The organism is Actinoallomurus rhizosphaericola, assembly GCF_024055675.1.
Lineage (GTDB): Bacteria > Actinomycetota > Actinomycetes > Streptosporangiales > Streptosporangiaceae > Actinoallomurus > Actinoallomurus soli.
Map to the genome: position 1 here is coordinate 66339 of NZ_JAMXMW010000013.1, position 25412 is coordinate 91750.

Here is a 25412-nt window from a genome sequence, read left to right on the forward strand (position 1 = left end):
CTGGCGCCGTGGATGATCTCGCCGACGCCCGTGTCGAAGCCGTTCTGTTCGACTTCTCCGGCACCCTGTTCGACGACACCGGGGTGCTGGACCCGGCCTCCCTCGCCACGGCCGCCGCCCGCCACGGCGTACGCCTCGACCCGGCCGCGGCCGCCGACGTGATCCGGCGGACCCTGCGCCACGTCGACTCACCCGAGGGCTTCGCCGCCCGCGAGGGATGCGACCTGTCACCGCAGGCCCACCGCACGACCTGGACCACGCTGATCGCCGACGCCGGCCCGTTCGAGCCCCCGCTCGTCGAGGCGGTCTACGCCTGCCTGACCGACCCGCACGCCTGGCGGCCCTACCCCGACACCGTCCCGGTGCTGCGCGCCCTGCGCGACCACGGCGTCCGCACCGGAGTGCTCAGCAACATCGGCTGGGACATCCGCCCGGCGTTCGCCCGCGCCGGCGCCCTCGACACCCTGCACACCGTGGTGCTGTCCTGCGAGCACGGCATCGCCAAACCCGACCCCGCGCTGTTCACCCTGGCCTGCGAACGCCTGGGCGCCCCCACCGGGCGGGTCCTGTACGTCGGCGACGACCCCGTCAAGGACGGCGCGGCCGTACGCGCCGGGCTGCCCGTCTACCTGCTGCCCAGCGAACGGTCAGCCGACACGGCCCGGGGCCTGGCCGCGGTCCTGCGGCTGGCCCGCTGACCGGTCCCGGCCCCGCCTGCCCGCCACGGGCCGGTACGCCACCGGCCCCACGGCCGACCCCGGCCGCCGCGCCCGGTCATCGAGCGCGGCCACCGGTCCGGCCGGGCGGTCAGGGGCGCGCCAGCACCTTCCCGAAGCACCGCCCGGCGGCGAGGCGCCGCAGGACCGCCGGCAGCTCCCGCAACGGCACCTCCGCCGTGATCAGCCGCTCCACGCCGAGCCCGTCCGGAAACTCCGACAGGGCGCGCAACGCCACCGTGAAATCCTCGGGCGTCGTGCCGTAACTCCCGCCCACCCGCACCGGCCGGCCCCGCCACGACACCGCCTCCACCAGCTCCCCACGCCGTACCCGGTCCAGGTCGCAGTCCAGGCCGGGCAGCCGGTCACCGGCGGCCGTACCCCCGTACAGCATCACCAGCCCGCCCGGGCGGACCAGCCGCAGCGCCTGCTCCAGCAGCTCCGGCAGCACGAAGCTCGTGGCGATGACCACCACGTCGTGCCCCCCGGCCGGCCCCTCCACCGGCCCGGTGGTCCCGGGGAACGCGGACAGCTCGGACAGCGGCACGCCGCCGCCCGCGGGCAGCATCCGCCGCGCCATCAGGAACGCGAGCCGGTCGGCGTCCCGGTTCGCCAGCAGGACGCGGGCACCGCCGGCCTCGGCCAGCCGGGCGATGAAGACACCCGCCGTCCCCGCGCCCAGCACGCACACCGACGCGCCCCGCAGGCCGGCGCCGCCCCGGTGCCGCCGCGCCATGGTCAGGCAGTGCGCCGCGCACGCCAGCGGCTCGGCGAACACCAGACGGCGCTCGACGACCCCGGCGGGCGCCAGCGGCAGCGCCCGCGTCAGCGCCTCGGCGTCCCCGCCCACCCACATGGCGCGCGCGAACCCGGTTCCCCGCGCGACGGGCACGTTCGGGTCCAGGCAGACCCGCGCGCCCACCGGCAGCCGCGGCGTCGAACTGCGCGCGACGACCCCGACCAGCTCGTGACCGAACTGGCTCGGCCCCGGCCGCCGCCCGGCGATCTCCTTCAGATCCGAGCGGCAGACTCCGACGACCAGGGGCTCGACCAGGACCGTCTCCGCGCCGTCCGGGCGGCGGGGCCGGGCCCGCGACAGCCGCGGCCCCGACCCCGTCAGTTCCACGCTCAGCGGCCCCGGCGCCGCCGGGCCCGTTCCCGGGACCGCGCTCACGTCCGCAGCGTCTCCAGCGCCTCACCGAACCGGTCGGCGACCAGGCCCGCGTCCTCCACCGACAGCACCAGCGGCGGCCTCAGCTCGATCACGTTGCCCAGACCGTGCTCCGACACCCGCGTGATCACCGCCCGGTCGTACAGGGCCTTGTTCAGCGCGGTGGCCAGCCTGGGGGAGCGGGCCCCGTCCGGCTCGACCAGCTCCACGCCCAGCATCAGCCCGACACCGCGCACGTCCCCGACGCACGGGAAGTCCGAGCGCAGCGCCCGCAGCCGCTCGAGCAGCACACCGCCCGACGCGCGCACCCCGGCGAGGAACTCCGGCCGGCGCACCTCCTGCAGCGTCACCACCGCGGCCGCCGCCGACAGCGTGTGACTGCCGTAGGTGAACCCGTGCATCGAACGCGGCATCCCGACCAGGCGCTCCTCGGTGAGGATCGCGGCCAGCGGCAGGCCGCTGCCCGTCAGCCCCTTCGACACCGTCATGATGTGCGGTTCGACGCCGAAGTGCTCGGCCGCGAACAGCCGGCCCGTGCGCCCCAGGCCCGTCTGGTTCTCATCGAAGATCAGGATGATGCCGCGCTCGTCGCAGAACTCCCGCAGCCGCCGCAGGTAGCCCGGGGGAGGGACGACGTTCCCGCCGACCCCGCTGATCGGCTCGATGATCATCGCGGCGACGCTGCCGGAACTGGCGTAGGTGAGGAAGTCCTCGATGCGGTCCACGCACCACATCCCGCACCGGTCCGGCGTCTGCCGGTAGAAACACCGGAAACAGTACGGGTCCGGGACGTGCACCGCCCCCGGCAGGTGGTACGGGAACGGAGCCCGCATCCGCGACGTCCCGTTGTAACTGGCCGTGGCCATGCTCTGCCCCAGATGCCCCCGGAACGGCACGATCACGTCCCGCCGCCCTGTCACCCACTGGGCGATCTTGATGGCGCCCTCGTTCGCCGTCGACCCGCCCGAGCTGCGCAGGTTCACCCGCGTCAGCCCCGGCGGGCTCAGCTCCACCAGCAGCTCCATCACCCGGTCGGTCGGCTCGGTGCGGAACGAGGAACTGGCGAACACCAGGTCCTCCAGCTGACCCCGCACCGCTGCCAGCACCGCCGGATGGTTGTGCCCCAGCACCAGGTTGAACGTCCCGGCCACGCAGTCCAGGTACTCACGGCCGTTCTCGTCCCAGACCCGCACGCCCTCGCCGTGCACCAGCCGGACATCGCCCAGCTCGTAGTACGCGAACGCCTGCGCGCCGGAACCGGCGCCCATCACGCCGCGCCCAGGCTCGTGAGCTGCGCGGTCACCCACGCCTCCAGCGTCCACGGCCGCGCCGTGTCCCGCCGCCGGCGCGCCGCCTCCGCCCGCTCGGCCGGCCCGGCCAGCAGCCCCGCCGCGATCGCCTCGGCCTGCTCGGCCAGATCGAACGGGTTCACCGTCCGGCACACCGGCCCCAGGATCTCCGCCGCGCCCGCCATCTCCGACAGGACCACGTCGGCGTCCCGCTCGTTCACCAGCGGCGCCTCGAACACGCTCAGGTTCTGGCCGTCCACCGTGGAGTTGAACACCAGCAGGTCCGCGCGCTCGAAACACCCGAACGTGTGACCGACGTCGTTGTCGCAGTGCGTCCGCACGGTGTCCGCGCCCAGCTTCGCGTTCGCCTCGGCCACCGCCGCCTCCACCCGCCGCCGGTAGGCGTCGTTGGCCTCCACGTACAGCCGGTTCGGGTTCATCCGCACCAGCATCCGCGTCCCGCGCAGCCGCTCGTTCGCCTCCACGGCCAGGACGAACGCCCGTACGGCGCGCTCGGCGTTCTTGATCGGATCGGTGCGGCCCGAATGCACCACCAGCGGCCGGTCACCGGCCCACTCGGCGATCCCGCCGGGCAGCCGCGCGTCCCGGCGGTGCAGCGTCTCGGGACTGTACCCCAGCGGCTGCGTGCACACCCGCGTCACGTGCCCGCCCCGCCGTACGGTGCCGGCGGCCGCGTCGACCTCGGCGTCGGGCAGCAGGTCGGCCACGCACGCCAGGAAGTTCGCCGACCACCGGCGCGCGAAGAACCCGATCACGTCCGCCGCCAGCATCCCCTCCAGCACACCCGTCCGTACCTCCTTCGGCAGGATCCGCCAGTAGTCCGCGGACGGCCAGGGGATGTGCACGAACAACAGGATCGGCGCGTCCGGCCGCCCCGCCCGCAGCCGCTGCGGCACCCGCACCAGCTGGTAGTCGTGGACGAGGAACACCGGATCCGGCTCACCCTCCGAACGCCGCAGCAGCTCCCCGGCGAAGTCCTCGGTGAACTCCCCGAACCTCTCCCACGCCGCCCGCGTCTCCGCCCCGAACGACGGCCGCGTCCACCGGTCCCAGCCGTAGTTGTTACCCGCCCACATCAGCTCGGCGGTGAAGAAGTCCTGCACCACGCGGAACGTCTCACGGTCGTGCCGCAACTGGTGCAGCCGCACCCCGCGCCCCGACGGCAGCTCGATCCGCATCCCCTCGGGATTCTCCAGCGCCGCCCGGTGGTCCGCGTCACTGTCCGCGCTCACGATCCACGCCACGTCCAGGTACCCGGCCTGCTCGGCGACCACGTTCCCGGTCCCGCCGGGCGCCAGCCACGCGCGCAACGCCCCGGTCTCCGGATCGGGCGCGTACGTGACGACGGCGCGCTTGCTGGCGAGGAACACCCGCTTGCTCAACTCTCACTCCTTCACGGGTCGGGGGGCGGGGACGACAGGAGGCCCACCGGCGGCGAACGCCACCGGGGCCAGGCGCCGGGCGCCCTCGTCCACATCGACCGGCCACAGACCGGCCAGCTCCGGCAGGCCCGCCGCCCGCTCACTGTGCAGGCAGGCGTTCCGCGGCCGGCACGCGTACGCCGTGCCCGCCTGCGCGACGGGACGGACCAGGCCCTCCGGCAGGCCCAGGCCCGCGGCGATCCGGCGCGCCCACGCGTACCGCGACAGCCGCTCGGGCCCGGCCAGGTGCAGCACTCCGGTCCGCCGCGTCCGGACCAGCTCCGCCGACCAGGCGGCGACGTCGTCGACCAGCACCGGGGTGTTCCAGTGGTCCTCCGGGGCCTCCACCACACGTCCCGCGCGCAGCGCCCGCACGCACGTCGTGAAGTAGTTGGGGCGGTGCCCGTCGGGATCCCAGCCGTACACCAGGCTGACCCGCAGCACCAGCGCCGACCCGGTGTCCAGCAGCGTCCGCTCGGCCGACAGCTTCGCCCGGCCGTAGGCGTTGGCGGGCGCGACCTCATCGGACTCGCCGTAACTGTCCCGGGCCCCGGGGAACACGTTGTCCGTCGAGATCAGCAGCACCGGCAGCCCCCCGGCGGCGGCCGCCAGGTTCACCGCGCCCGCGCCGTGCGCGGCCATCGCCTCGTCCGGATGCCGCTCGCACCAGGTGATGTCGGACGGGCCGTGCACGACGACGAGGGAGTCCGGCGCCACGCGGCGCACCAGGTCCCGGCACGCCCGCGGGTCGCGCACGTCGAGCTCGTACCACCGCAGGCCCGCGGCGGACCGCGCCGCCGGCGGCCGCCGGGAGCACAGGACCGCCTCACCGCCGAGCGCGCGGATCCGCGCGCCGATGTGCCCGCCGAGGTAACCGCTTCCCACGACCATCGTCAGCACCCCGGGACCTCCCGCGCGCCGCGCGTGGCGTTCCCCTCGAGGCCTGGCCGGCCGGCGCACCCGGCGCCATCAGATCTGCGCATCAGCTCACATCATTGACAAATCTGACGTTTGCCAAACGCAGCCATCAAAAGGTTATCGTGCGCCCCATGAGGGTAACTCCGACACATTTGGTTGATCTAAGTAAGGAAGGAAGATGGCCGTAAACGGGCATATCGTTCGCGACCGTATCCCTCTCTCCACGACCCCGTCGGCCCTCCAGGTCACCCACGAACGCCAGGACACCTACCGCATCCACGTCACAGCGGATCCGCACAAGGCCCTCCAGGCGATCCTCGACGAACTCGACGGCCGCCGCGCCGCCGTCATCACCGAACGCACCGTCGCCGCCCTGCCCCCCTACGACGACCTCACCCGCACCCTCCGGCAGCACGGACTGCTCCTCGGCACCATCGCCGTCCCACCGGGGGAGCGCAGCAAGACCCTCGACACCGCCTACCTCCTCCTCGACTGGCTCTCCCAACTCGACCTCGCCCGCCGCGACGTCATCATCGCCCTCGGCGGCGGCATGATCATCGACACCGTCGGCTGGGTCGCCAGCGCCTACATGCGCGGCGTCCCCTACATCAACGTCCCCACCACCCTCCTCGCCCAGGTCGACGCCGCCATCGGCGGCAAGGTCGCCGTCGACCACAACTCCGCCAAGAACCTCGTCGGAGCCTTCCACCAGCCACGCGCCGTCATCTCCTGCCTCACCCACCTCGACACCCTCGACACCAGACAGACCAGCGCCGGCCTCGCCGAAGCCGTCAAAAAAGCCGTCATCGCCTCCCCGGAGTACTTCGACTTCATCGAGACCCACGCCGACGACCTCCTCCACCACCGCCTCCCCGCCACCGAAACCCTCGTCCGCGCCGCCGGCGCCATCAAATCCCAGCTCGTCGGCCGCGACCCCTACGAGAACGACCTGCGCCGCCCCCTCAACTTCGGCCACACCGTCGGCCACGCCGTCGAGACCACCACCGGATACGGCCCCGTCCTGCACGGCGAGGCCGTCGCCTTCGGCATGGTCATCGCCGCCGACATCTCCCGCGCCCGCGGCCTCCTCGACCCCGCCACCGCCGACCGCATCACTCACCTCCTCACCGCCCTGAACCTCCCCGTACGCCTCCACCAGCTCCGCGCCGAACCCCCCATCGACGACGTCCTCGCCGCACTCGGGAAGATCCGCCAGATCCGCGACGGCAGCCTCCGCTTCGTGCTCCCCCTCGAACTCGGCACCACCCTGATCGTCGACGACGTCACCGAAGACGAGGTCCGCGCCGCCCTCCTGCGCACCACCGCCGACGACCTCCCGGCAGGCCGCCCATGACGGCGCTGTGGGCCGCCGACGCCGGCGGCACCACCACCACCGCGCTCCACCCCGGCACCGGCGCCATCACCACCTACGGCCCGATCAACCACGCCTCCACCGGACCCGACACCGCCGACCGGACCCTGCGCACCCTCCTCCACGACATCGCCCGATCCCTCGACGGAGCACCCGCGACCGGATGGCTCGCCACCGCCACCGTCGACCTCACCGACCCCGGCACCGAACCCGACCGCCTGCGCCGCCTCGCCCGCGACGCCGGCCTGCGCGGCCACCTCCTCCTGTCCAACGACGCCCTGCCCTGGCTCGTCGCCCCACCCCTCCACGGCCGCGGCGTCGCCCTCGTCTGCGGCACCGGAACCGGCTTCATCGCCGCCGGCGACCACCCCCGCCTCGCCCGCGCCGGCGGCTGCGAATACCTCGGCAGCGACGAAGGCAGCGCCTACGACCTCGGCATCGCCGGCCTCCGCGCCGCCGTCCGCGCCGACGACGGCAGGGGACCGGCCACCACCATCGGCGCCCGCCTCACCGCCGCCCACGGCCACACCCCCGCCGAACTCGCCCGCCGCCTCGCCGCCACGGCCTTCCCCAAAGCCGCCGTCGCCGCCCTCGCCCCCGCCGTCACCGCCGCCTGGCTCGACGGCGACGAGGTCGCCACCGCCCTCATCACCGCGGCCCTCGACGAACTCGTCCTCGGCGTCCGCGCCGCACGCGACCGCGCCGGACTCACCGGCCCCCTCACCGTCGCCGCCGGCGGGGGAGTGCTCCGCGAATGCCCCCCGCTCCTCACCGAACTCGACCGCAGACTCCGCGCCGAACTCCACGCCGACCACGTCGTCCCCATCACCGAACCCGTCACCACCGTCCACGCCGCGCTGCACCACACCCTCGGCGACGGACCACCCCGCCCACCCGACGGCCCCGCCGGCACCGCCGCCTGGCTCATCCAGCTCGACCCGCCACCACACCGCACCCCACAACCGCCACCACCGCGCCCCCGCACCGGCGACCCCCAGATCACCATCGGCCTGTGCCTCGCCGCCTGGGGCGGCTCCGACCTCACCACCGCCCTCCAGCACGCCACCCACATCGGCGCCCACACCGTCGACCTGCCCACCGACACCACCACCGGGCTACTCGACCTCACCCGCTGGTCACACGACCCCGACTACCGCGCCGACCTGCGCACCGCCCTCACCGGCGTCACCGTCGGCTGCGTCTCCAACAGCCGCGACACCCAGCTCCTCCTCGGCCCCCACGGCCCCCACACCGACCCCGTCCTGCACGGCACCCCCCAGGCCAAACACGACCACGCCCTCCGCCACGCCCAGGACACCATCCGCCTCGCCGCCGACCTCGGCGCCCCCCACGCCCGCCTCATGCTCGGCGTCCCCGACCTCACCCGCTGGCTGTCCTGGTGGCACAGCACCGTCACCTGGGACGACAACATCACCGCCTGGTGCGAACACGCCCACCCCATCCTCACCCTCGCCGCCGAACACGGCATCACCCTCCTCATCGAACCCCACCCCAAACAGGTCGCCTACGACCGCGCCAGCACCCGCCGGCTCCTCGACGCCGCCGCCCGCACCGAACCCCGCGCCACCGTGCAGATCTGCCTCGACCCGGCCAACCTCGCCGCCACCGGCCACGACCCCGTCGACGCCGTACGCGGCTGGGGCACCGACCTCGGCGCCGCACACGCCAAGGACCTGCAACGCCAGACCACCGTCGAAGCCCCGCGCGGCCCCGGCTGGTCCCGCTACGGCCCCGGACCCGCGTTCCGCTTCCGCGCCCTCGGCACCGGCGAACTGCCCTGGCCCGCCATCGTCGCCGCGCTCCTCGACGAGGACTTCCACGGCGTCCTGTACGTCGAACACGAAGACGCGCTCCTGCCCCGTGAACAGAGCGTCGACGTCTCCACCCGGCTGCTGCGCGACCTGCTCCCACAGCACGCCCCGCAGGGCCGCACCTGGTGATCACCCGCAGGAGGATCCGATGACCCTGCCCGACGTACGCGCGGCACTGCTCGCCGGCGGCCTCGGCGAACGCATGGGCCACCTCACCGACACCCTCTGCAAACCCCTCGTCCCGTACGCCGCCTCCTGCCGCCTCGTCGACTTCAGCGTCGCCAACGCCGCCCGCTCCGGCGTACCGGAGATCGTCCTGCTGTCCCTCCACCGCGAACGCGACCTCATCGACCACCTGCTCACCCACTGGGACGGCAGGGGAGTGCGCATCAACTTCGGCCCCCACGACCGGCTCATCCGCTCCGGCCCCCTTACCGCCGGGGAGACCCTGCCCCCGCGGCCCCCCGAATCCGGCACCGCCGACGCCCTCCTGAACAACGCCGAGTACCTGTTCGCGCCCGGCGCCCGCGACGTTCTCATCCAGCACGCCGACCACGTCTACGTCCACGACTACGGGCCCATGGCCGCCGCGCACCGCGCCGCCGACGCCGACGTCACCATCGGCGTCCAGCGCATCGAACGACGCTTCGTCCACCTGTTCGGCATGGTCGACGTCGACGACGACCTGCGCGTACGCCGCCTCGTCGAAAAACCCGCCGAACCGACCTCCGACCTGGTCTTCACCGCCTTCTGCCTCTTCAAGGCCGACGTCCTGGAGGAGGTCCTCACCTCACTGGCCGCACTCGGCGACGACGGCTGGCAGCACGACATCAGCCGCGACGTGCTCCCGCACATGATCCGCGAAGGCCGGCGCGTCCTGGCCCACCCGATCACCGGATACTGGGCCGACATCGGCACCGTCGAGCGCTACCACCTCGAACAGCTCAAACTCCTCGACCGGCCGTTCCCGCTCCCGCCCGAAACCCTTCCGCGGACCCTCGCCGCCACGGCCCCGCGCCACCGCCCCGAGCATGAAAGCCTCACCGGCGCGGACGTCACGGTCCCGCCGGGCGCGTCCGTCCGCTCCAGCCTGCTGTTCCCCGGCTGCGTCATCGAACCCGGCGCCGAGATCGACCGGTCCGTGATCCTGCCCGGAGCGACCGTACGCGCCGGAGCGCGCCTGGGCGACACCATCGCCGCCGCCGGCGAGGACGTCACCGGCACCCGCACCGGCCTCGCCCACCTGCGCACCGGCGGGGTACCGCCCCGGTGAACACCGGTCACCGAACCGGCTACGACGCCGAACTGCAGCGGCACGACCAGGTCCTGCGCCGCGCCTGCGACATCCGGCCCCACGACCACGTCCTCGACATCGGATGCGGGACCGGGCACACGACCCGGCAGGCCGCGCGCACCGCACGGGAAGGCGGCGCGCTCGGAGTCGACGTGTCCGCACCCGCCATCGAGCGCGCCCGCGAACTCGCCCTGGGGGAGGGGCTGCGCAACGTCACGTTCGAACACGCCGACGCGCAGGCCCACCGCTTCCCGCAGGAACGCTTCGACCTGGCGATCAGCAGGTTCGGCACGATGTTCTTCGACGACCCCGTCGCCGCGTTCGCCAACATCGAGCGTGCGCTGCGCCCGGCCGGGCGCCTGGTGATGATGGTCTGGCAGTCCGGTGAACGCAACGAGTGGGACGTCGCCGTCCGCCGATCCCTCGCCGGCCCCGGGGGACCGGCCGCCGTCTCCACCGGCCCGGACCCGTTCTCGCTCGCCGACCCACCGGCCGTACGGCGGATCCTGGACACCGCGGGATACACCGGCATCACCTTCACCGACGTCCACGAACCGGTCTGCTACGGCCCGGACGTGACCGCCGCCCTCGAGTGGGTCCGCGGCTTCACCTGCACCGGCGAAACACTGAAACGGCTGAACCCCGCCGCCGCGGCCGGCGCCCTCGAGCGCCTGCGCGAAGAACTGTCCGCGCACCTGAGCGACGACGGCGTCTGGTTCGACTCCCGCGCCTGGCTCATCCTTCCAGTGGCCGGCGCTCAACGCGGGCTGCGCCGGCTCCGGTAGGCCGCGACGCTGGCCCGGTGTGCGCAGGTTCGGGTGCAGTACTGCTTCGAGCCGTTGCGCGAGAGGTCCACGAAAGTGGCCCGGCAGGTCGGCCCGGCACATACGCCGAGACGAGCGGGACCGAGCGTGGCGATCACGGAGGCCAGTGCGCTGAGCGTAATCGCGGCAAGGTGCGCCGAGCAGCGGTCGGTGCCGGAGGTCACCTCGGTCCACCAGCGGTCGTCCTCGTGGCGCAGTACCGGAGTGGCGCGGCTGCGACGCAGACCGTCGTTGATCAGAGCCGCAGCCGCGTCCGCGTCCGTGTTCGCCCGTTCGAGCACCTCACGCACCGTCTCGCGCAACGCGCGGACTTCCGCCAGGTCGGCGCGGGTGAGCTGCCGCGGACCGGTCCCTTGGTCCGCGGCCGAACTCGGAGGCTCAGCCGCGGGATGGTCGTCAAGGAAGTCCCGGAGCTGCTCCACGGTCTCGAGCGCGTCCTCTCCCTTGATCGGCCTCAAGGTGTTGGCCAGGTCCACGGCCGTCTGGACCACCAATGGACTGTAATACGCAACCTGCATTTGACGTATCTCCTCACTGCCCCATAGCGTTACACCCAAAGGAGCTTTAACATGTCACAACATACCCGTCAGGGAACGACGCCGCAGACGATCCCGTCTGGAGGGGCCCCGGCACCAGGGCGAACCGACGCCCCGGACGGGCGTCGGCTGGGGCTGACTTTGGGGATACTCGTGCTGCCGATGTACGTGGCGCTGGGAGCGCCGTCGGTGGCCCTGCCGGCCATCGGCCGCGCACTCGCGGTGCCGTTCGGGGCCACCGCATGGATTCTCGCCGCATGGTCGCTGACCTCCGCGCTCGCGATGCCGGTCGCGGGTCGGCTGCTGGTCCGCTGGAGCCCCTTCCAGGTCCTCGTCGCCGGGGTCGTGGCGCTCGCCGCGGGCTCCGCGCTCGCCGGAGCCGGGCCGACACTGTCCGCCGTGATCGTCGGCCGACTGATCGGCGGCGCCGGGGCGGGCGCGACCGTGATCGCCGTCTTCGCTGCGGCCACCGCCCTTCCCGGGCGGCAACGGATCCGCGCCCTGGGAATCATCGCGGCCGCCAGCGCGACGGCGTCGGGGTGCGGGACACTGTTGGGCGGGGCGGTGACCGCATGGCTCGGGTGGCGTGCCGTGCTCGCGATCCCGGTCCTCGCGCTGCCCCTCCTGCCGGCCGCATTGCCGAGTAGGCGCGCGCTGACGCGGAGCGGTAGCGGCGAGCGAAACGGCTCGACCGGGCGACTCGATATCGCCGGCGCGGCCGTGCTGTCGGTACTCGCCGGCTCCTTGATCACGTTGCTGCAGGCACACTCGGTCGGCCTGCCCGCTCCGGTCACGCTCGTCGTGGCTGCCGCCGGAGCGCTCGCCGCCGTGGGACTGTGGTGGCGCGTGCGAAGCACGCCCGACGGGTTCGTGCCTCGGCGGCTGATCGCATCCCGCGGCTTCCTGGCGGCCGGGCTCATCGGCGGAACCGTCTTCGCCGGCTACTACGGGGTGCTGTTCCGCGCCCCGTCCCTGATCGAGCAGGCCACGGGCGGTGGCCCCCTGGAAGCCGGCGTGCTCTTGGTCCCGGCCGCCGCCTGCTCGGTGCCGGCCGGGCGGCTGGTCGGCCCCTTGACCGACCGGTTCACCGGCTGGCAGGTGTCGGCCGGGCTTGCGGCACTCACCGTCGTCGGCGTGCTCGTGGTCGCGATCTTCACCGGGCCGATCCCGATCGTCGGCGGCACGGCGTTGACCGTGTGCGGGTTCGCCGGCACCCAAGCCGTACTGGTGAGCCTCGCGCCGAACCTGGTCGCCGCGGACGACCGCGACACCGCACAGGGCCTGCTCAACTTCATGAACGCCCTGGGTGGCGGGATCGGTCCGGCCGCTGTCGCGGGCCTGTCCGGCATCGTGCCGGTGCCGGTGGCCCTCACCGTGCTCGCGGCATTCCCCCTGGCCGGACTCGTCCTCAGCCTGACCCGGCGCCCTACCGCCGACCGCCGCCCCGAACCCGACGCAACGCGGGGGAGCCCGCGATGACGGTCCACCTGCATCTGATCCGATAACGCCTTGACCAGTAAGGAGCCTTGCCATGTCCGCCGAGCCATTCGAGGTCAGCATCACCGAAGCCGAGATCGCGGACCTGCGGGAACGATTGCGACGGACACGGTGGCCCGAGCGCGAGCCGGTGGACGACTGGTCACAGGGTTTGCCGCTGGCGTATGCGCAGGAGCTTTGCCGCAGCTGGGCCGAGGACTACGACTTCGGGTTCGCCGAGCGGCTGAACGTGTTCCCGCAGTACCGCGACACGATCGACGGGCTGGGCATCCACTTCCTGCACGTCCGCTCGCCGGAGCCGGACGCGTTCCCGCTCGTGCTCACGCACGGGTGGCCGGGTTCGGTGCTCGAGTTCCTGGAGGTCCTCGGCCCGCTGACCGACCCGCGCGCGCACGGCGGGGACCCGGCGGACGCGTTCCACGTGGTCGCGCCGTCGTTGCCCGGGTACGGCTGGAGTGACAAGCCGTCGACGACCGGGTGGGGCATCACTCGCATCGCGCGCGCCTGGGACACGTTGATGGTCTCGCTGGGTTACGAACGATACGGCGCGCAGGGCGGTGACTGGGGTTCTGCGGTGTCCGGCGCGCTGGGCGAGGTGGCGCCCGAGCGGGTCGCCGGCGTGCACCTGAACCTGGGATCCGTGGCGGCGGGCACGTTCGACGACCCGACGCCCGCGGAGCTGGCGAATCTCGAGGCCGAGAAGGAGATGCAGCGCACCGGCCGGGGGTACTCGGCGATCCAGGCGACCCGGCCGCAGACGCTCGGCTACGGCCTCACCGACTCCCCGGCGGGGCAGGCCGCCTGGATCGCCGAGAAGTTCTGGGCGTGGACGGACAACAATGGCCATCCCGAGGACGCCTTGTCGCGGCAGACGATCCTCGACGAGATCTCGGTCTATTGGTTCACCGCGTCGGCCACGTCGTCGGCGCGCCTGTACTGGGAGAGCTTCGCCAACTTCCGGGACAAGGTGACCGCGCCATCCGGGCTGTCGGTCTACCCGCGCGACATAACCCGCCCGTCGAGGCGGGAGGCCGAGCTGCGGTTCACCGACCTGCGCTGGTTCGAGGAACTGCCGCATGGTGGCCACTTCGCCGCGCTGGAGCAGCCGGAGTCGCTGGTCCAGCAGGTGCGCGGGTTCTTCCGCCTGTTCCGCTGACTGTCCGTGCCACCCCCTGGGAAGCCCGCGCCCAGGGGATGGCCCTGTCCGTCCCCCGGGTTACCGGCGAATCACATAAGGGAAGATGCCGACAGGGGAGGGGAGTGCAAATCGACCTCCAGCGCATGTGCCCAGTGGCCCACCCTTCGGTCAGTCACCTCCAGTGAGGGAGGCGCTCGAAGCAAGTTACTGGTGAGCTCCAATATTCGACCTGCCGGTATTCCTGGCTCAGAGCCGAGCGACCCCTTGGGGCGGCCGAAACCAGGTGCCGCCGTTCGATCTCCCGCGAGAATTCGGATGCTGTCCTGAGGCTGGCGGGGGATCCTGCGTGCTGTGACGATCTTCTATGTGGTGCAGCACGGAGAGAAGGAGCGACTGCCTGGTGACCCAGGATTGACCGATCTTGGCCGTTGGCAGGCTGACCGTGCTGCCGTTTGGCTGGGCCGGGCCGGGGTCACTGCGGTGTTCAGCAGCCCGATGCGGCGAGCTCGTGAGACTGCCGAGGCGATCGCGTCGGTGATCAGCGCTCCCGTCCGCGAGGACCCGCGGTTGCGGGAGCGCATGAACTGGGACGGATCGCAATCGTTCGATGAGTTCTTGATTGAGTGGGCCGCCTCGGCCCGTGATCGGCATTTCGTACCTCAGACCGGCGACACGTCGTGGCAGGCCGGTGAGCGGTTCCGCTCCTCCCTCCGAGATGTTCCAGCAGAGCTTGGGGTGGTCGCGATCTGCACTCATGGCGGCGTGACCGTGGATCTGCTGCGGTCGCTGGTCGGCGACCAGGCGCTGGCGCCGCAGTTGCTCGAGAGCATCCCGCCCTGTGCGATCACGACGCTTCAAGATCAGCTGGTGCTGGATATCGCTTCGGTGAGTCACCTGAAGTGAGGATCCGGGCAAGTCCCTTCGACCATGCGCTGTGTTTCGAGCGGCCTGGAGTTCGATGCCTATGTCCCGGATCCGGCCCATGAGCGTCTGTGGGTGAAGATGCTGGCGAGCACGGGTGCTGGGGAAGAGTCATGGGCTGCGGCCGCCGGAGCCCGTGCGGAGGTTGGGCAGGCTGGCTAGGTGCGTGCGGAGCATGGCGGCGAAGGGTTCCGGGACTGGGGTGAGAACCTCGCCCAGTCTGACGAACATGCCCTCTGCGCTCTCAGTGACGGCGTCCACCTCGAGCCGGGCGATGCGGACCAGCGGCTGAGCATAGAGCGGCAGGAACATCGCGGCGACCCGCTGATGCAATATCAGACGCCTTACTTGACATAATGTGCATTATCGAGCATCAGTCAGACGCTGAGAGAGGGGCCCCGGACCGGCGGGCCGCCGGTGGGCTCTCACGCGTGATGTCACCGGCGGCCGCGATGATGCGGCGCATGACACCGTGGACTCTTCAGGAGATCGACCAGGCGCTGCGGGAGGCCTGGGCGGCCGATACGTGCTCGCCCGACGATCTCGAACGATCGGGCTGGAGCCCGGAGAATCCCGCTTGGGGCCACTGCGACATCACCGCGCTGCTCGTCAACGATCTGTTCGGCGGCGACCTGGTGGTCGGCGAGGTCCACTCGGCCGCCGGCGAACCCCAGGGCCATCACTGGTGGAACCTCCTGCCGGGCGGCGCCGAGATCGACCTGACGCGCGAGCAGTTCCGCGACGGCCAGAAGATCACCGGACGCCGGATCGTCGAGCGGCCCCGGCCGCAGCCGCTTCGCCGGAGCCGCGAGTACGAGCTCCTGCGGCGCCGGGTCGCCGCCCGCCTGGGCCCGCTCCCCGCACCCGGATCCGCCTGATCCGAGACCCTCCCCGGCCCTCCGGCCCCGCGCCGCAGGGCCGGAAACCATGATCGATACCGGACAGAATCCAGCTTCTGTCCGGTATGACCTGATTGTTCCTATATATGGCGTGATGCGTGGTGCGATATCCCGCCGAGTACAGCGCCCGCAGGCCCGACGGCGGCCGCCCACCGTGCGGATCCGGCGACGGAGGCGACCCGTCTCACCGGATCCGCGGTGCGGGCGGCGCCGTACGCGTCACCGCGGCAGGAGGACGATCTTGCCGCGGTTGGCGCGGGCCTCGATGAGGCGGTGGGCGTCGGCGGCGCGCTCGAGGGGCATCGCCTCGTGGACGACCGGGCGCAGGTGCCCGTCCCGGTGTAGTTGCCACAGTTCCCGCTGGTGGCGGTCGTAGGTGTCGCGTCGCCGGGCTGCCAGGTGCGCCACCGCGAACCCGATGACCGAGGTGCCGCGCATCCGGAGCGCGTTCGTGTCGACGGTCCCGCCGACTGCGTTGAACGCGACCAGCCGCCCCAGCGGCGCGAGCGCCCGCAACCCGGCATCCTGGGCCTGACCGCCGACGCCGTCCAGGACCACGTCCACCGGGTCGCCCCAGTCGTCCTGGTCGTAGGTGACGACGTGGCCGGCTCCCTGCTCGCGGGCGAACTCGGCCTTGGCGGCGTCTCCCACGGCGGCCGTCACGCGTCCCGCGCCCAGCGCGGCGGCCAGTTGCACCGCCAGGTGCCCGACGCCACCGGCGGCGGCGGTGACCAGCACGCTGTCGCCCTCGTCGAATCCGCCGGCGCGCAGCGCGCCCAGCGCGACCTGGCCGCTGCGGGTCAGCGCGAGCGCCGCGAGGTCGTCGACGTCGTCGGGCACGGCCGTCATCATGACGGCCGGAACCGCCACGGTCTCGGCGTACGCGCCGCTGAAGGCGAGCCCGGCGACCCGCTCCCCCACCCGGCGGCCGGTCACCCCCCGGCCGATTCCCGCCACCCGCCCGACGATCTCACCGCCGGGTATGTGCGGGAGCGGCACGCCGGACTCCCCGCGGGTGACGCGGACGACCGGGAGCGTGACGCCGACGGCGTCGACCTCGATCAGCAGCTCGTCCTCCCCCGGTTCCGGCGCCGGGGCCTCCTCGGCCCGCAGAACCTCCGGGCCGCCGTACTCGTGCAATCGGACCGCGCGCACGCGGCACCGCCTCCTTCGCGGTCGTGGAACGGGACGTGCCGGCGGCCACCGGCCGGTGGCCGCCGGGGCCGCGTCACGGCGTGTTCCTGATCAGCAACCCGGCCTCCTCTCTCGCGAACGACTTCAACAGTGTTGAAGTTCAACGGTGTTGAAGTCTGCGGGATACTGAAGGGCACCGTCAACCGGTTAAGGGAGGCACACGGATGCGGCTGACCCGCGAGCAGGTGGTCACCGGCGGTCTCGACCTGCTGGACGAGGCCGGCCTGGACAAGCTGACGATGCGCCGGCTCGCGGCCGCGCTCGGCGTGCAGAACGGCGCGACCTACTGGCATTTCTCCAGCAAGCAGGCCCTGTTGGAGGCGATGGCCGACCGGATGCTCGAAGGCGTGACCGCCGGACTGGACCTGGACCTGCCCTGGGACGCGCGGGTCGCCGAGACCGCGCAGCGCCTGCGCCGCGCGCTGCTGGCGCGGCGGGACGGCGCCCGGCTGTTCGCCGGGGTCTTCTTCCCGCTGCCCAACGCCCTGTCCTACGGGGAGACGATGGCCGCGACGCTGCGGGAGGCGGGCCTGCCGCCGCGGGACGCCGTGTGGGCCGTGGACGCGCTGACGTACTTCGTCGTCGGTCATGCGGCCGAGGAGCAGCTGGCGGCCGCGCTGCCCGACGGGGGCCGGTCGGCGGTCGCGCGGCTGACGTCGGCGCTCGATGCTCAGCGTCATCCGGCCCTGCACGCCGCGGCGGGCGACGTGGCAGCCCCGCATCCGCAGGAGCACTTCCGCTTCGGGCTGGAGCTGTTCCTCACCGGGATCCGCGCCCGCCTGGACGGTCCCGTGCACTGACCGCCGGCCGGGTGAACGTACCCGGGCGGGGCCGTGGCCGGTGGCGGGCGTCTGTGTCAGAGGGGGCCGGTAAGGTCCGGCGGGTGCGTCCTGTCGATGTCCAGCGAGTCACTGTGGAAGAGGCCGCGGATCGTTACGCGGAGATGGTCCGGGCCAAGACGGTCACCGGCGCGCTGGCGCCGAGCACCGCGGAGATCTACACGCGTGACGTGCACACGTTCGCGGTCCTCGCCGGCGTGGATCGGGTGCTGGACGATCTGACCGGGGAGGACGTCGACGAGGTGCTGCTGCGGTTCGCGCGCAAACCGGACGGGCGCCGTAAGAGGCCGGCGGCCGGCGGCGGGTCCGCTCCCCTGCAGAGCGCGTATTCCCAGGCGCGATTCCGCCGGTCGGTGTCGGCGTTCTTCCGGCACGCCGCCGTGGCGGGGTGGGTGCAGCTGGATCCGATGCGGGCGGTGACGGTGACGCCGCGGCAGCGGGGCGGTCTGCGGCCGGAGCGGCGGGCGCTGTCGCGTGAGCAGGCGGAGGGGCTGCTGGGCACGGCGCGGGGGCTGGCGTCGGCGGGGCCGGACGAGGGTAAGCGGGCGGATCAGCGCACCGAGTTGCGTGACGCGCTGATCGTGCTGCTGCTGGCGACGGTCGGGCCGCGCGTGTCGGAGCTGACGCGCGCGGACGTGGAGCACTTCTTCACCAATGACGGGGTGCGGTACTGGCGGATCTTCGGGAAGGGCGGCCGTACGCGTGACGTGCCGCTCCCCCACGGTGTCGTGCAGGTCCTGGACGCCTATCTGGCGGAGCGGCGTGCCCGTGTGGTGGAGACCCCGGCGCTGCTGCTGTCGTGGCGGGGGCGCCGGCTGGCGCGCGGGGACGTGCAGGGGGTGATCGACCGGGTGCTGGCGCGGGTCGACCCGGACCGGCGGCGTTCGGTGACCCCGCACGGGCTGCGGCACACGACCGCGACGCATCTGCTGGCGGCGGCGACGGACATGGACGCGGTACGGCGGGTGCTGGGGCATTCGGACCTGTCGACGCTGGGCCGCTACCGTGACGAGCTGCCCGGAGAGCTGGAGGCGGCGATGCGGGTCCATCCTCTGCTCGGCGGCCCGGAGGCCGGCGAGCGGAGATAGCCTCCACGTCGGGAGGTTCGCCACACGGGCGGCTGCCACCGTTTGAGGACGCAGTCGTCGTTGAGGAAGTAGTGGGATCATCGTTCGCCCGCTGATGGGGCGGCCGACCGCTGGCGGACACCGCCTGACGAGCAGGGGAACCGCGCCCCGTCATGGACGAGCGGCTACCAGCAGATCAACCACATAGGTCTCTTCCACCGTCTCCTCGGGGAAGGCCTCACGTAGGCGCGTACGCTCCTCGGCGAGAAAGGCGCGGTTCGCCGCCGGGTCGAGGACCAGGAACGCCGAGCGGCTGCTGATGTTGGCGAGGTGCGTGTCGAGAGGAACCGTTCGCTGCCAGCGGATGTGCCGACGCGCGACCCGCAGCCCGGTCAGGCCCGCGAGCCGGATGGCTTCGCTGTCGTCGGGACGCACCGGGGAACGCGGGGGCACTCCGCAATGGTGCGCGATGCGCTCGTGCTGGGCACGGATCCACGGCACGTCGAAAGCGGTGGTGTTCCACCAGATCGCGAGCGCGCCGCCGGCGCGCAGGACACGCAGCGCCTCCGGGACGGAACGGGAGGTATCAGTCCACTGCCAGGACTGCGCATACGTGATGAGGTCGTGCGAGGAATCGGCGAGCGGGAGGGCGTTGCCGTCACCCCGGACGATCGGTATGCCCGGGCGCACCTGACGGAACTCGGCGGCCATCGCCTCCCCCGGCTCGACGGCGATCACATCAGCGCCCCGCCGGTGCAGGAGGGCGGACGCGATTCCGGTGCCCGCGCCGACATCGGCGACGCGGATGCCCGCCAGAGGCCGGCTCACGAAGTCCTCGATGAAGTCGAAGATCGAGGGCGGATACGACGGACGGCTCGCGTCGTACTGGGCAGCGGCCGCGTTGAACGAATGAGCGCGTGAGCCGGTAGTCATCTCCTCATCATCGTCCCCTGACCCGGTGCAGCAGGGCCCCGGGCACCCATCGTCGGAAGCGTGCGGCCGGCCGGTCCGGGGATCAGGCGGGTGAGGCGCGTGGCCCGTCCTTGGGCCGGTGAACTGTGCGTACCAGGGCGCCGAGGTCGCCCCGGTCGATCTGCTCCACGTCTCGCTGAAGTTGAGCCCATCTGGTTCCTGAGTCTCAGCGTCTTCGGACGTCGGTGGCGAAGCGGCCCCATGCCGCTTGGCGGGAGACGCCGAGGGCTTTGCCGATCTTGGCCCAGGTCACGCCGCGCTCGCGGAGGAGGCGGACCCAGGCGCGCAGATCGCGTTCGGCTTGGTCAACGGTGAGGACCTTGCGGGGAAGGGCGGCGAGCAGGTCGTCGTTGGTCATGTCCGCCGGACCCGAGCTCGGTCCCCCATACCGGCTCGGGTCCGGCGCGACCAGCCGTGCCCTATGACTCCCCCTGGTCGGAGCACGGCCTCCGGGTTGGTCTCGCGTCGGCGTCATGGCGCGGGAGCCGGCCACGGTGCGAGTCAACCGCGCGATCCCGCTGTTGGGCCGTCTCATGTTGAGAACCGCAGGGCAGACCCTCGTCATCGTCACGCAAGACGAGCGGATTACGGTGACTGCGGATCGGCTCGTCTCGTTACACGACGGGATGTTCGTCGACGACACCCGACCGACACGGTGGTCTTCGCATGGCGCCCGAGTCCGGCACGGCCGGGCGCCATGCGAAGGCGATAGGAAGCCGGAGGCCGGGTCATCCCGCGAATGACCGAGGTGACGGCTGGTACCGCGATGACGAGGGCGGCGGGAATCGGCCGCGGGCCGCGCGGCACGGCCTCGCCCGGTGCGCGCGGGCGGAGGAATCCAGGTCCTACAGCAGGTCTGCGGCGCGTTCCATCCACAGTGGGTTGCTCTGCTCCGTTCATCGCGCTCATCGAGTCGCTCTCACCGATCGAGACGAGACGCCCCCGCCGCCCATGAACGGCAGTGATCCACTTCACACGCCGTGACGGACCAGTGCTCGGCCGGTCAGCGCCGTACGGTGGGGTGCGCCTCGCGGAGGACGCGGCGCAGGAGCCGCAGGCCGTCGCCGATGCGTTCGGCCGGGATCATCCCGTAGCCCAGGACCAGGCCCGGCTTCGGCCGGTCGGCGCAGTAGGCGTCAAGGGTCTCGACGGCGACGCCGAGCCGGCCGGCCCGGTCGCGGACGTCCGCCAGGTCGGCCCGGACGCCCGGCCGCAGGCGCGCGCACAGGTGCAGTCCGGCGGTGGAGGGCACCGGGGTGAGCCAGTCGGCGAGGTCCTCCCCCAGCGCCGTGGTGAGGCGTTCGTGGCGGGCGGCGTAGACGCGGGTGGCCTTGCGGACGTGGCGGGACAGCTCTCCGGAGTCGATGAGGCGGGCCAGCGCGGCCTGGGCGGCCGGGTCGCCGTGCCAGTCGGTGAGCTGCCGGGCCGCGCGCAGCGCCGGCCGTAGCGCGGCCGGGGCGACCAGGAAACCGGAACGCAGCAACGGTGACAGGGTCTTGGAGAACGTTCCGACGTAGATGACCCGTCCGGTGCGGTCGAGGCTCTGCAGCGGCTGCAGGGGCCGGGCGGAGAACCGGAACTCGCTGTCGTAGTCGTCCTCGACTATCACCGCGCCGTGCCGGTCCGCCCAGGCGAGCAGCGCGGTACGGCGGGCCGCGGACATGGGGGTGCCCAGCGGGAACTGGTGGGAGGGCGTGACGTACACGAGGCGGGCCGTGGCGGGGAGCGCGGTGACGTCCAGGCCCTCCTCGTCGACGGGCACGCCGGTGACGCGGGCGCCGAGCGCGGTGAACAGGCGCCGTGCCGGCGGGTAGCCGGGTTCCTCCACGGCGACGTGGTCGCCGGGGGCGATGAGGACGCGGGCGAGCAGGTCGAGGGCCTGCTGGGCGCCCTGGGTGATGAGCACGTCATCGGCGTCGGCGCGTACGGACCGGGACACGCCGACGTGGCGGGCGACGGCGGCGCGCAGCGCGGGATGCCCGCCGGGATCGCCGTAGCCGGAGACGCGCAGCGCCGAGGCGCGCAGTTCGGCGGTGAGGAGCCGTCGCCAGGTGGCCAGGGGGAACAGGGCGCCGTCGGGCATGCCGACGCCGAAGTCGTACGGGGCCGGAGCGCCGGTGGGGTGCGGTGCGGGGGTCAGGGCGTCCCAGGGCGGGCGGGGGCGTACGGCGCCGCCGGTGGGTGCGGCGCGGCGCCGTGCGCGGGTGTGCCGGGCGTCGCCGACGTAGGTGCCGGATCCGACGCGGGCGAGGAGGAACCCTTCGGCGGTCAGGCGTTCGTAGGCGACGCAGACGGTGTTGCGGGAGACCTGGAGGCGGCGGGCGAGTTCACGGCTGGGCGGCAGCCGCTCCCCGGGGCGCAGTCTGCCGTCGAGGATCGCGTCCAGGAGCTGGTGGTAGATGCGGGCGGACAGGTCCCCGGGGCCGTCGAGGGTGATGTGCGGGTCCACGCCTCCATATTGGCCCGTTCGACCGGGCACTGATTGGCTCTTCTGCCGGCCAATGGGGCGCGGTTGGCTGGTTCCAGTCGCCCGGGTGGCGGGTCCGCCCGGCGGGGAGAGGAGCGGCCGCGGATGTTTCGTATCGTGGCGACGTCCGGGCCGGCGCGGACACTGGCGGCGGCGCAGCTGGTCGGCTCCCTGGGCGATGGGGCGTTCTACGCCTGCTCGGTGCTGTTCTTCACCCGCGTGGTGGGACTGTCACCCGCGCGGGTGGGGTTCGCGCTGACGCTGGGCTGGGCGGTGGGCATGCTCGCCGGGGTCCCGCTGGGGCGGCTGGCCGACCGGTGGGGACCGCGCCGTACGGCGGTGGCGCTGGCCGCCGCGACGGCCGCGACACTGGCCGCGTTCCTGATGGTGCGGTCGTTCCCGCTGTTCACGGTGGCCTTCGCCGCGTACGCGTGCTGCCAGGCGGGCCTGACGTCGGCGCGGCAGGCGCTGCTGGCGGGGCTGGTGCCGGCCGGTGAGCGCACGGGCGTACGGGCCGCGGTGCAGTCGGCGTCGAACGCGGGACTGGCGGCCGGCGCCGGGCTCGGTGCCCTGGCGCTGTGCTCCGGGACACGGCCGGCGTATCTGGCGGTGTTCGGGATGGACGCGGCGGCGTTCGCGGCCGCCGGTCTGGTGTTGTCCCGGCTGCCGGAGGCACCGGCCGCCGGGCCGCGGGCGCACGGCCCGCGTACGGGCGTGCTCCGGGACCGCCCGTACGCGCTGGTCACGTTCTGCAGCGCGGTGATGTACCTGAACATGCCGCTGCTGAGCCTGGGCCTGCCGTTGTGGATCGTGCGGCGTACGGGCGCGCCCGCGCCGATGGCGGCGGTGCTGCTGGTGGTGAACATGCTGAGCGTGGTGCTGTTCCAGGTGCGGGTGGCGCGGCCGGTGACCGGGCCGGCCGCCGCCGCGCGGGCGACGCGGCGCGCGGGCGTGCTGATGGCGGCGGCGTGCGCGGTGTACGCGATGTCGGGGGCCGGTTCGGGTGTCGTGGTGACGGTCGTCCTGCTGGTGGCGGGCGCGCTGGTGCAGGTGTTCGGGGAGATGCTGCACGGGGCGGGCGGCTGGGAGCTGAGCTTCGCGCTGGCGCCCGAGGGCCGGCACGGGCAGTACCAGGGCTTCTACGGGATGGCGCCGCAGTGCGCGCGGATGGCCGGGCCGCTGGTGCTGACGACGCTGCTGCTGGGCTGGGGCGGGCCGGGCTGGCTGCTGCTCGGCGCGGCGTTCCTGGCGGCGGGGGCGGCGATGGGCCCGGTGACACGGTACGCCGAGCGGGCCCACGCGGCGCCGCGGGTGGCCGTACGCACGGGGGCCTGTGGATAACCACGTCCCACACCCCCCGGCGAAAGCCGCGTCACGCCAGGATCCGGGCGGCCCGCTGGGGATGACGCTGTGGAGGACCCGCGAGCGCCCCGAACCCGGCGCCCCTACCGGGAGTCCGTGACCAGCCGAATGCCCAGCCCCACCAGCACGACACCGGACACCTGCTCCATGCGCCGCCGCACCCGCGGGCCGCGCAGCAGCCGCCCGGCGCGTCCCGCCAGCCAGATCACCCCGAGATACCACGCCACATCGACCAGCGCCCACACCAGCGCCAGCAACGCCAGCATCGGCGGGACCGCGACCCCGTGGGGGACGAACTGCGGCAGGAACGACACCGCGAACACCCCCGCCTTGGGGTTGGCGGCGTTGGTCAGCAGCCCCAGCCGGAACAACCGCCCCCGCGCCGGCGCCGGCGCCGGGCCCTCCTCCTCGGCCACCGGCGCGCCATCCCGCCGCGCCCGCCACAGCGCGCGCGTCCCCATCCCGATCAGGAACACCGCCCCGGCGACGCGCATCACGTCATAGGCGACCCGTGAGGCCAGCAGCAGCGCCGACAGGCCGAACACCGCCGCCAGCCCCCACAACAGCACCCCGGCCTCGTTGCCCAGCATCACCGCGACGCCCGCACGCCGACCCGAACGCACCGACTCCCGCACGATGACCGCGGTGCTGGGCCCGGGCACCATCGCGACCAGGAACGCCGCGCCGACGAACACGATCAGACTCTGAACCATGGCCTCATGCTCCCGGCCGCCGGCCGGCCCGGCAACCGGGTTCCCGCGCGGGCTCAGCGGGCCCGGTGGCCCCCGACGCCCGCCAGCGGACCGCCCGGCGGGTTTCCGCTGTCTCCGCCGCTCGGGCGAGGCTGCGGCGTCCCCGGAGTGGACCGGCCCGGTGACGGCGACGGCTGCGACGACGTGAGCGACGGCGACGGCTCCGGACTGGCCGGCGTGGACGTGGGAGTCTGCGTCGGGATCGGCGGCGACGGCTGCTCCGGCTCACAGGAGAACAGCAGGAGCACCAGCAGGGCCAGCAGCGCGAGCAGCGCCGCCAGCGACAGCACCGCCGTGGCCAGCCCCTTCGAATCCCCGAACGCCGCCACCGGCCCGGACACCGGCGGGCCCTCGGCGCTCACCGCCGGGCCGGCCGGACCCGACGCCCAGTGGGCCTGGAACTGCGGGCCCCGGCGGACCCGGCCCGTCCAGCCGCGCTGCGGCAGCACCGGCTCCAGGAACCGCTCCGCGCCCGCGCGCCCCTCCTCGTAGCTCGTCGCCACCCACGGCGCGCCGCCCTCGGTCAGCGCCGCGATCACCGGGGCGGGCTCCCCCGGGCCGGGTTCCGGCAGCACCCGCGGCACCGGGTCCGGCGGCGGCGTCTCACGGGCGATCGCCGTGCGGAACCGGTCCCGGGCGGCGGCGTCACCGGCCGCCGCCGCGGTCAGCAACGCCACCGTCACCGACCGGCCGTTCGGGTCGGCGCCCAGGTAGACGATCCCGGCGACGGATTCGCGCAGACGAGAGTGCAGCCGGAACGGCCCCAGCTCGGCTGGGTCGCCGACCTGCAGCGGTTTGGGCATCGATGCCCCCTCCCCGGCTTCTCCGTGTCGCGCGCGACACCCTAACAGCTAGGGGATCAGACGACTTTTCGCCTGAATCGCATAGGGTCATCAGCGTTGAAGCATGC

Annotated in this window: 24 protein-coding genes; 12 read left to right on the forward strand and 12 right to left on the reverse strand. The window is 73.1% G+C overall.

Annotated features, from left to right (window positions below; genetic code table 11):
- Positions 1–8: 8 nt before the first annotated feature.
- Positions 9–698: an HAD family hydrolase gene (locus NE234_RS26840; RefSeq protein WP_252783426.1), complete on the forward strand. Its 690-nt coding sequence runs from the start codon at positions 9–11 to the stop codon at positions 696–698.
- Positions 699–807: 109 nt separating this feature from the next.
- Here the strand turns inward: NE234_RS26840 and NE234_RS26845 are convergent, their stop codons facing one another.
- From NE234_RS26845 to NE234_RS26860, 4 genes are read right to left on the reverse strand one after another with little or no spacing between them, the layout of a single operon-like run.
- Positions 808–1890 (reverse strand): alcohol dehydrogenase catalytic domain-containing protein, encoded by a 1083-nt coding sequence (locus NE234_RS26845; protein WP_252783427.1) that lies wholly within the window; start codon positions 1888–1890, stop codon positions 808–810.
- On the reverse strand, positions 1887–3194 hold the full coding sequence (locus NE234_RS26850) for an aspartate aminotransferase family protein (RefSeq protein ID WP_252783428.1): 1308 nt from the start codon (positions 3192–3194) through the stop codon (positions 1887–1889). Before NE234_RS26850 ends, NE234_RS26845 begins: the two co-directional genes overlap by 4 nt.
- A complete protein-coding gene (locus tag NE234_RS26855) occupies positions 3155–4579 on the reverse strand; it encodes a trehalose-6-phosphate synthase (protein ID WP_252783429.1) in 1425 nt (474 codons plus the stop codon). Before NE234_RS26855 ends, NE234_RS26850 begins: the two co-directional genes overlap by 40 nt.
- 3 nt (positions 4580–4582) lie before the next feature.
- Positions 4583–5509 carry an SDR family oxidoreductase gene (locus NE234_RS26860; RefSeq protein ID WP_252783615.1) on the reverse strand — a complete coding sequence of 309 codons (927 nt, stop codon included), beginning with the start codon at positions 5507–5509 and terminating at the stop codon, positions 4583–4585.
- Between the two features lie 205 nt (positions 5510–5714).
- Between NE234_RS26860 and aroB the strand changes: the two genes are divergently transcribed.
- Genes aroB through NE234_RS26880 form a run of 4 tightly spaced genes read left to right on the forward strand, consistent with a single transcriptional unit; the run spans position 5715 to position 10819 of the window.
- Complete coding sequence (gene aroB, locus NE234_RS26865) at positions 5715–6890, forward strand: 3-dehydroquinate synthase (protein ID WP_252783430.1); 1176 nt, start codon at positions 5715–5717, stop codon at positions 6888–6890.
- Positions 6887–8869, forward strand: a complete 1983-nt coding sequence (locus NE234_RS26870) for a TIM barrel protein (RefSeq protein ID WP_252783431.1) — start codon at positions 6887–6889, stop codon at positions 8867–8869. Before aroB ends, NE234_RS26870 begins: the two co-directional genes overlap by 4 nt.
- Positions 8870–8888: 19 nt before the next feature.
- A complete protein-coding gene (locus tag NE234_RS26875) occupies positions 8889–10013 on the forward strand; it encodes a sugar phosphate nucleotidyltransferase (RefSeq protein ID WP_252783432.1) in 1125 nt (374 codons plus the stop codon).
- Positions 10010–10819, forward strand: a complete 810-nt coding sequence (locus NE234_RS26880) for a class I SAM-dependent methyltransferase (protein ID WP_252783433.1) — start codon at positions 10010–10012, stop codon at positions 10817–10819. The genes NE234_RS26875 and NE234_RS26880 overlap by 4 nt, the downstream gene beginning before the upstream one ends.
- Here the strand turns inward: NE234_RS26880 and NE234_RS26885 are convergent.
- Positions 10792–11349, reverse strand: coding sequence for a CGNR zinc finger domain-containing protein (locus NE234_RS26885; protein WP_252783434.1), 558 nt, complete (start codon positions 11347–11349; stop codon positions 10792–10794). The two genes, NE234_RS26880 and NE234_RS26885, sit on opposite strands and share 28 nt — an antisense overlap.
- 198 nt (positions 11350–11547) lie before the next feature.
- On the opposite strand from NE234_RS26885, the gene NE234_RS26890 reads away from it, so the two are divergent.
- The 3 genes from NE234_RS26890 (at position 11548) to NE234_RS26900 (ending at position 14932) form a co-directional block, all read left to right on the forward strand.
- Complete coding sequence (locus tag NE234_RS26890) at positions 11548–12873, forward strand: MFS transporter (protein WP_308206935.1); 1326 nt, start codon at positions 11548–11550, stop codon at positions 12871–12873.
- Positions 12874–12925: 52 nt separating this feature from the next.
- On the forward strand, positions 12926–14047 hold the full coding sequence (locus NE234_RS26895; RefSeq protein ID WP_252783435.1) for an epoxide hydrolase family protein: 1122 nt from the start codon (positions 12926–12928) through the stop codon (positions 14045–14047).
- A gap of 333 nt (positions 14048–14380) precedes the next feature.
- Positions 14381–14932 carry a histidine phosphatase family protein gene (locus NE234_RS26900; RefSeq protein WP_252783436.1) on the forward strand — a complete coding sequence of 184 codons (552 nt, stop codon included), beginning with the start codon at positions 14381–14383 and terminating at the stop codon, positions 14930–14932.
- Positions 14933–15061: 129 nt separating this feature from the next.
- Here NE234_RS26900 and NE234_RS26905 read toward each other — a convergent pair whose 3' ends face one another.
- Entirely contained in the window at positions 15062–15283 is a 222-nt protein-coding gene (locus NE234_RS26905) for a hypothetical protein (RefSeq protein ID WP_252783437.1), read from the reverse strand.
- 131 nt (positions 15284–15414) lie between these two features.
- Here NE234_RS26905 and NE234_RS26910 point away from each other — a divergent pair, with 131 nt between their 5' ends.
- Complete coding sequence (locus NE234_RS26910; protein WP_252783438.1) at positions 15415–15828, forward strand: YunG family protein; 414 nt, start codon at positions 15415–15417, stop codon at positions 15826–15828.
- A 240-nt stretch (positions 15829–16068) separates the two neighbouring features.
- Here NE234_RS26910 and NE234_RS26915 read toward each other — a convergent pair whose 3' ends face one another.
- Complete coding sequence (locus NE234_RS26915; RefSeq protein WP_252783439.1) at positions 16069–17004, reverse strand: quinone oxidoreductase family protein; 936 nt, start codon at positions 17002–17004, stop codon at positions 16069–16071.
- A gap of 203 nt (positions 17005–17207) precedes the next feature.
- Here NE234_RS26915 and NE234_RS26920 point away from each other — a divergent pair, with 203 nt between their 5' ends.
- Together NE234_RS26920 and NE234_RS26925 are read left to right on the forward strand one after the other, a co-directional pair.
- On the forward strand, positions 17208–17843 hold the full coding sequence (locus tag NE234_RS26920) for a TetR/AcrR family transcriptional regulator C-terminal domain-containing protein (RefSeq protein ID WP_252783440.1): 636 nt from the start codon (positions 17208–17210) through the stop codon (positions 17841–17843).
- A gap of 83 nt (positions 17844–17926) precedes the next feature.
- The gene (locus NE234_RS26925) at positions 17927–18970 is read left to right on the forward strand and encodes a tyrosine-type recombinase/integrase (RefSeq protein ID WP_252783441.1); all 1044 of its coding nucleotides are present in this window, start codon (positions 17927–17929) and stop codon (positions 18968–18970) included.
- A gap of 150 nt (positions 18971–19120) precedes the next feature.
- Here NE234_RS26925 and NE234_RS26930 read toward each other — a convergent pair whose 3' ends face one another.
- The 3 genes from NE234_RS26930 to pdxR all read right to left on the reverse strand — a co-directional run bounded on the left by NE234_RS26930 (position 19121) and on the right by pdxR (position 22370).
- On the reverse strand, positions 19121–19882 hold the full coding sequence (locus NE234_RS26930; RefSeq protein ID WP_252783442.1) for a class I SAM-dependent methyltransferase: 762 nt from the start codon (positions 19880–19882) through the stop codon (positions 19121–19123).
- A gap of 205 nt (positions 19883–20087) precedes the next feature.
- On the reverse strand, positions 20088–20279 hold the full coding sequence (locus NE234_RS26935; protein ID WP_252783443.1) for a hypothetical protein: 192 nt from the start codon (positions 20277–20279) through the stop codon (positions 20088–20090).
- 645 nt (positions 20280–20924) lie between these two features.
- Positions 20925–22370, reverse strand: a complete 1446-nt coding sequence (gene pdxR / locus NE234_RS26940) for a MocR-like pyridoxine biosynthesis transcription factor PdxR (protein ID WP_252783444.1) — start codon at positions 22368–22370, stop codon at positions 20925–20927.
- Positions 22371–22493: 123 nt separating this feature from the next.
- On the opposite strand from pdxR, the gene NE234_RS26945 reads away from it, so the two are divergent.
- Positions 22494–23729, forward strand: coding sequence for an MFS transporter (locus NE234_RS26945; protein ID WP_252783445.1), 1236 nt, complete (start codon positions 22494–22496; stop codon positions 23727–23729).
- A 104-nt stretch (positions 23730–23833) separates the two neighbouring features.
- Here the strand turns inward: NE234_RS26945 and NE234_RS26950 are convergent, their stop codons facing one another.
- Together NE234_RS26950 and NE234_RS26955 are read right to left on the reverse strand one after the other, a co-directional pair.
- On the reverse strand, positions 23834–24463 hold the full coding sequence (locus NE234_RS26950) for a LysE family translocator (protein ID WP_252783446.1): 630 nt from the start codon (positions 24461–24463) through the stop codon (positions 23834–23836).
- 53 nt (positions 24464–24516) lie between these two features.
- Positions 24517–25305: a hypothetical protein gene (locus NE234_RS26955; protein WP_252783447.1), complete on the reverse strand. Its 789-nt coding sequence runs from the start codon at positions 25303–25305 to the stop codon at positions 24517–24519.
- Positions 25306–25412: the final 107 nt, after the last annotated feature.